Origin of the sequence: Streptococcus sp. CCH8-H5 (assembly GCF_001556505.1) — a bacterium.
Taxonomy (GTDB): domain Bacteria; phylum Bacillota; class Bacilli; order Lactobacillales; family Streptococcaceae; genus Streptococcus.
Genome location: NZ_LSIZ01000111.1, coordinates 24,881 through 30,880, shown reverse-complemented (window position 1 = coordinate 30,880; position 6,000 = coordinate 24,881). Strand labels below are relative to the sequence as shown.

The following is a 6,000-nucleotide window of genomic DNA, read 5'->3' as shown; positions in this document are numbered from 1 at the left end:
AGTTTACACCAATGAAACGCTATGAGTTTTTTTGTTGCACTATATTTTACAATTTGTCATACAAAAAAGACATCCAAGAGAAAATTCTTGAATGTCTGTAAACGTTGATAGTATCGTATTGATTAACGTTTTGAGAATTGTGATGCTTTACGAGCTTTCTTCAAGCCTGGTTTCTTACGTTCAACCATACGTGCATCACGAGTAAGAAGTCCAGCGCGTTTCAATGAATCGCGGAAGTCTGGATCTACTTGAAGAAGTGCACGAGCGATACCGTGACGGATCGCACCTGATTGACCAGCGTATCCACCACCTACAACGTTAACGTGTACGTCGTATGAACCTTCAGTTGAAGTAACTGCGAAAGGTTGGTTGATAACGAGACGAAGGTCTGCGTGTGGGATGTATTCTTCTACATCTTTTTTGTTAACTGTGATTTTACCAGTACCTGGAACCAAACGTACGCGTGCAACGGCGTTTTTACGGCGTCCTGTACCTGCATATTGTGCTTGTGCCATTATATTAGTGCTCCTTTCCTCTTAGAATTAGATAAGTCCTGAGATATCAAGTACTTCTGGTTGTTGTGCAGCGTGAGTGTGCTCACCGCCAACGAAGACTTTCAATTTCATACCTTGTGCGCGTCCAAGAGTGTTGTGTGGAAGCATACCTTTAACTGATTTTTCAATCAAACGAACAGCGTTTTTAGAACGAAGTTCACCTGCTGAGATTTGTTTCAATCCACCTGGGTACATTGAGTGAGTGTAGTAGATCTTATCAGTTGCTTTTTTACCAGTCAATTTAACTTTTTCAGCATTGATAACGATTACGAAGTCACCTGTATCAGTGTGTGGTGTGAAAGTTGGTTTGTTTTTTCCGCGAAGTACGCTAGCAACTACTGCAGAAAGACGTCCAAGTGGCACATCAGTTGCGTCAACGACATACCATTTACGTTCAACTTGGCCTGGTTTAGCCATAAATGTTGTTTTGTTCATGATTTCTCCTATATATAGTTCGATTTTTGTTTACGAGTGATGGGTGTTCCTTCCCATCGAAAAGTATTTGGAAGGTTCCGGGGCCTTTCAAATGGGGTAAACAATACCGTTTAACATAATATCAAAAAAACACGTCCAAGGCAAGTCATTTGGAGGTGTTTTTCTTTTATTTTTTGTATTTTTTTAGTCTCTAATTTTATAAGGTGTAAGACTAGAAATCATACCTAATTAACCTCTAAGGGGGTACAAATTAATCCTCAGATTCCCAAAAAAGCTGGTCTAAAGTTTTGTCCAGAGTTTTGCAGATAGCAATACACAGATTTATAGTCGGGTTGTAGTCTCCCTTTTCAATAGCTGAGATAGTCTGACGAGAGACTCCTATAGCATCTGCCAACCCCTGTTGAGTGAGATCCTTTGCTACACGTGCTGACTTCATTTTTAAATTTTTCATTTAAAAAACCTACTCTTCGTCTTCCTGTTCTTCCAGACGGTTCTTCTTGATTCTTTTAATAATAACCCAGCAGTCACAAATAAGGGTCAAACCCAATGTCAAAAATGCTACACTACTCATAAGATTCTTCCCTATCTTAAACGACTGAAATAGACTTAAGAGGCCCATTAGCAATATAAAAATTCCCAAAAAACACATTACCCAGGAAATTATAAGCATCTTCTTCTCAAGTTTTTTGTCTAGCAACCATGGATGCCCATTACGTGATACGCTGTGAACTAATACTAGGCACATAGAACCAAAGAAAGTGATGATCAATAGTGACTGCACTAATTCGACGGAGTGTGTCTTACTAGCAACCATAATCGTTACAAACATACCAAGCATGGCTATCCAATAACCTCTAGCAGAAGATTCTCCGCTGATCAACTGAGCACGTTCATCCATCGTGCTAGCTACTTTTTTCTTTGACTTCTTCATTTTGTTTCCTCCATTTTCTAGATTCATTATAGCATTATTTTACGTTATGTCAAATATATCATTCATTTTGTATAGATTATCTTTTTATATTCTATTAATCTATCATTTCAGAAAACAAAAAATCAGATAGGAAATCCTATCTGACACTTTTCTATCTAGCTTCTTTACCAATCGTGAAGACGGCCAAGGTATCTGGTCCGACGTGGGTAGAGATGACTGGCCCAAGTGGCATAATGAGAACTTGCTCAATGCCGTCAACTGCTAACAAGTCCTGTTTTAGATTCTCCGCAGCTTCAATATCATTGGCATAAGCGACAATTGCTGTGCTATGTCCAATATCCTGAGTAGCTTGTAGGACCATTTCTTTAATAGCTTTTTTACGTCCACGAATCTTGGCCAGAGGAACCAACTTGCCTGAAGCATCTAACCAAAGGAGAGGTTTGATATTAATCAAACTACCAATAATGGCTGAGCTCTTAGAAAGGCGACCCCCACGCATCAAATGGTAGAGATCATCAACTAAGAAATAAGTCCGTAAACGTGGCAGAATGTCCTCAATCATAGCTTTCGTTTCAGATAAGCTCTTACCTTGGTCACGAGCTTCTGCCGCCAAGATAGAGAGATAACCTTCCCCACCTGCTGCCGCTAGAGTATCTACAATCTCAATGACAGCTTCTGGGTATTCATCCAAAATCATGTCACGCGCCATAACAGCACTTTGATAAGTACCTGAAAGCACTGATGAGAAGGCAATATAGAGAAGAGCATCACCATTTTTAGCATGACGACGAAAAACCTCTTCAAATTGACCAACATTCACCTGGCTTGTGGTGGGCTGACTGCCTTCTTGCATACGTTCTAAGAGACGGTCACTCGTTAAACGGTTAGGACCAACGGTCTCATAGGCAATATCATCAAGCGTGATGGTCAAACCAACGAGCTCTACCTTATTCTCCTGAGCCCATTTTTCATCTAGATCTGCTGTGGAATCTGTCAAAATGTTAAATGTCATATGTCCCTCTATTCTATTTCATTTAAAAGGTCCTGTAATTTCCCTAATTGTGCATCGTCCCATGGACGTAGTTTTGGTGTCTTTAAGTCAATATGTGCCGACATCTTGTCTAAGTCAGACTTAACAGTATTGACACGCTCTTGCAACTCACGCGCCGAAACACGCAAAGCTCCTTGTGAAAAGATAGCCCACTGTTCATTTAAGTCACTAGTTGCTACTTCAACTAAATTTTGAACAGTATTCATCTCAGCCGCTGCGCGCTCAATATAGCTATCTGCTGTCTCATCTTCCTCAGTAAAAATAACACTGATACGATACTGATCATAACGCTGACGACTTCCTGGAACAAACTGGGCATCAAACACACAGATAATATCAATATGTTCAAAGTTAGCATAATGATTGAGCTTACGAAGCAATGTTTCACGAGCTTCATCAAGCTGATTGGTCTTAAAGAGTTGACGGGTTTCTTGCCAAAAGGCAATCATATTATAACCATCAACTAGAAGTATTCTTTTTTTCATAGTTACAATCGGTTTCGATAAACTTCATACATGAGAACTGCTGCTGCCACACTGGCATTAAGGCTCTGCACATGACCACTCATGGGTATAGTAATCATCTCATCCACTTGTTTCTTGATGTTAGCAGAGATTCCCTTACCTTCATTACCAATGATAAGGGCAACCTTTCCAGCTGTATTCCATTTATGAGATGGGGTCCCATCCATATCCGTTCCAAACACCCAGAAGCCTGCTTCTTTAAGCTTATCAAGAGTTTGGCTAAGATTAGTCACTCGGGCAATGGGAATATGCTCCACGGCCCCTGTTGATGTCTTGGCAACGACAGGTGTTACCCCCACAGCACGATGCTTAGGAATAATAACTCCTGTCACCTGAGTAGCATCAGCTGTACGTAGGATAGAACCAAAGTTATGAGGGTCGTTAAGTCCATCTAAAATGAGGACTAAAGGATTCTCCTCTTGTTCAGCCTTATCCATAATAACTGAGAGCTCAGAATAAGCGAACTCTGACACACGAAGAACAAAACCTTGATGCACAGCCCCACCTGTCATATCAGACAAGGTTTTCTTAGGTGTCCAAGAGATGGAAACCTTCTTTTCAGCTGCCAAGGCCTTAATGGCATCAACATTTTTACCTCGAAGATCATCTTGAATATAGAGTTTATTACCAGTATTTGCTTCTAGACTCTCTGTTACGGCGTGCACACCATAAACAATGTCTAGACTTGTTTCTTTAGTTGTTTTCATAAGCTAATTCTATCATAAAAAAAGCCCTCTTACGAGGGCAAAGCATGTTAAATAAATGTAATTGCTGCTAGGTAAAGCACTAGGAGAACTAGAACAACAGTTGCAGCAGCCAAAGCTTGCTTACCAATTGTATCTGGATCTGAGATTGATTCTGCAATCTTTCTCGCAGCTTGAGTAATGGTTTTACCTGCTGCTTGGAAGATATCAATTGAACCTGTGCTTGTCGAACTATTTCCAGAAATCGCTGAAGACCAACCACTCAAAACCTCAGCAATTTGTTCTGCTAATTGCTGTGTTAACGCTCTAGTTGTCTCAGCCAACTCATTAACAGCCGTAGCTTGTATATGATTGGCAGTCTCAGTATAGTTATCTGCACTGGTATTATAAGTAACCGGTATAGTCGTTGTTGTCGTTGATGAATACTGATTCCTACGGTAGCTATCCGGTGTCACTGGACGCTCACCTTCATTGAAGACACTGAAAGTTTGTGTAAGGTAATGAATATTATTATTCGTATCAATCAACTCAAAGGTCATTTTATGAATGCCAGTCGTTTGTTCTGCCAAATGGTAGGCACTCAAACCAGCATTGACCTCATCCAGAGTTCCTTCAACAAAGTAACTATGATGAATTTGTTTACCATCAAGGACTAGATTAAGCCCCTTAATCTTCTTACCTTCCATCTTGTTAACATCAAAATTGACGTTAAAGATTTCACCACGTGCTAAATAAAGAATGTCTGTATTCCCTGTAACAGCAGATTGATCTTCAAGAAGCGCTCCAGTACTATCTCGTTTTGGAACAACGGTGTATACTTCAGAAGTGATTGGAGTCGCTAAGATTTCTGAGATAAGTCCATCCGTAAAGGTTACCTCTGACGAATAGGTCAAACTCTCACTTTGCAACATAGAAACCACTTCAGAAGTTTCAAAGACCTCAGAAGTTGATGATGAATCTTTCCAACCAATCGTGAGGACAGTTAAGCTATCTTCTGAATTATTATTTAACTGACTCGTTTCTGGAGCCGTAGATGCAAGAGAGCTAGCAGTGCTTGCAGACTCAGAAGCGACTTCAGAAGTTGCAATAGCTTGGCTAGTAGGAGTTGCACTTACAGATGTCTTATGAGAATCCAATGAAGAATACTCTGATTTTTCAATAACATCATGTGTATTTCCAGCAAGTTCTGATGTATATAGTGTACTTTCACTCTTGTACATTGAAGTCACAGCTTGTGACTCTGCAGTCGCTGTAGCCTCACGAGACTTATCATAAGTAAGCACAATATTTGGTTTAGCTTGTTCAGAATCAGATGTTGGGTTTGCATCTCCTCGTTCAGACGCCGCTACTGATCGATCCTCACCAAAAGCTTGGGCACGAGCCTCTTCTGAATGAGGTGTCGTCGTAGAAACGCTAGTCTCCACGATATCAACTTGAGAATGTACCTCAAGAAGCCCCTCATCTGTCTCACTTGAAGAGACAACCATCAGTGACGTTGAGGTCACTACTGAACTTACTTGACTCGCTGGCTCTGCCTTAGCTCCTACCGATGAAAGATCAGCTTGAGGAGCAACTGGAGTCGGTGCCTCACTATTAACATAATCTATTTTAGCTTCATCAGATTTTACCTGAACTTCATCTGCTTTACCTGTTTGAAGCGTAAAGCTAGATAAAATCAAAGCAGCAAAAGTTGTATAGAAAACTTTTTTCTTAGCTATTTCCATTCACCTCCTCATTTTTAGATGGTCTCATTTATTAATATTATAGACTTTTTTTTTACTTTCTGTCAAATTAGTTTTAT

The 6,000-nt window shown here is 40.2% G+C and carries 8 protein-coding genes; all 8 read right to left on the bottom strand.

The window, feature by feature from the left end; genetic code table 11:
- Nucleotides 1-122: 122 nt before the first annotated feature.
- The 8 genes from rpsI to AX663_RS08200 all read right to left on the bottom strand — a co-directional run bounded on the left by rpsI (nucleotide 123) and on the right by AX663_RS08200 (nucleotide 5,923).
- Entirely contained in the window at nucleotides 123-515 is a 393-nt protein-coding gene (gene rpsI / locus AX663_RS08235) for a 30S ribosomal protein S9 (RefSeq protein WP_002888293.1), read from the bottom strand.
- A gap of 27 nt (nucleotides 516-542) precedes the next feature.
- Nucleotides 543-989 (bottom strand): 50S ribosomal protein L13, encoded by a 447-nt coding sequence (rplM, locus tag AX663_RS08230; protein ID WP_002886374.1) that lies wholly within the window; start codon nucleotides 987-989, stop codon nucleotides 543-545.
- Nucleotides 990-1,239: 250 nt separating this feature from the next.
- Nucleotides 1,240-1,440 carry a helix-turn-helix transcriptional regulator gene (locus tag AX663_RS08225; RefSeq protein WP_002886373.1) on the bottom strand — a complete coding sequence of 67 codons (201 nt, stop codon included), beginning with the start codon at nucleotides 1,438-1,440 and terminating at the stop codon, nucleotides 1,240-1,242.
- Between the two features lie 9 nt (nucleotides 1,441-1,449).
- Complete coding sequence (locus AX663_RS08220) at nucleotides 1,450-1,920, bottom strand: hypothetical protein (protein ID WP_060973213.1); 471 nt, start codon at nucleotides 1,918-1,920, stop codon at nucleotides 1,450-1,452.
- A 151-nt stretch (nucleotides 1,921-2,071) separates the two neighbouring features.
- Nucleotides 2,072-2,932, bottom strand: a complete 861-nt coding sequence (locus AX663_RS08215; protein ID WP_060973212.1) for a DegV family protein — start codon at nucleotides 2,930-2,932, stop codon at nucleotides 2,072-2,074.
- A gap of 8 nt (nucleotides 2,933-2,940) precedes the next feature.
- Nucleotides 2,941-3,456: an NYN domain-containing protein gene (locus tag AX663_RS08210; protein ID WP_060973211.1), complete on the bottom strand. Its 516-nt coding sequence runs from the start codon at nucleotides 3,454-3,456 to the stop codon at nucleotides 2,941-2,943.
- A gap of 2 nt (nucleotides 3,457-3,458) precedes the next feature.
- Entirely contained in the window at nucleotides 3,459-4,202 is a 744-nt protein-coding gene (gene rlmB / locus AX663_RS08205; RefSeq protein WP_060973210.1) for a 23S rRNA (guanosine(2251)-2'-O)-methyltransferase RlmB, read from the bottom strand.
- A gap of 47 nt (nucleotides 4,203-4,249) precedes the next feature.
- A complete protein-coding gene (locus AX663_RS08200) occupies nucleotides 4,250-5,923 on the bottom strand; it encodes a hypothetical protein (protein WP_060973209.1) in 1,674 nt (557 codons plus the stop codon).
- Nucleotides 5,924-6,000: the final 77 nt, after the last annotated feature.

What these genes read in the sequence shown, in the direction of transcription:
- rplM (WP_002886374.1), bottom strand. Translation starts at nt 989, where the DNA reads ATGAACAAAACAACATTTATGGCTAAACCAGGCCAAGTTGAACGTAAA.
- rlmB (WP_060973210.1), bottom strand. Translation starts at nt 4,202, where the DNA reads ATGAAAACAACTAAAGAAACAAGTCTAGACATTGTTTATGGTGTGCAC.
- AX663_RS08210 (WP_060973211.1), bottom strand. Translation starts at nt 3,456, where the DNA reads ATGAAAAAAAGAATACTTCTAGTTGATGGTTATAATATGATTGCCTTT.
- AX663_RS08225 (WP_002886373.1), bottom strand. Translation starts at nt 1,440, where the DNA reads ATGAAAAATTTAAAAATGAAGTCAGCACGTGTAGCAAAGGATCTCACT.
- AX663_RS08215 (WP_060973212.1), bottom strand. Translation starts at nt 2,932, where the DNA reads ATGACATTTAACATTTTGACAGATTCCACAGCAGATCTAGATGAAAAA.
- rpsI (WP_002888293.1), bottom strand. Translation starts at nt 515, where the DNA reads ATGGCACAAGCACAATATGCAGGTACAGGACGCCGTAAAAACGCCGTT.
- AX663_RS08220 (WP_060973213.1), bottom strand. Translation starts at nt 1,920, where the DNA reads ATGAAGAAGTCAAAGAAAAAAGTAGCTAGCACGATGGATGAACGTGCT.
- AX663_RS08200 (WP_060973209.1), bottom strand. Translation starts at nt 5,923, where the DNA reads ATGGAAATAGCTAAGAAAAAAGTTTTCTATACAACTTTTGCTGCTTTG.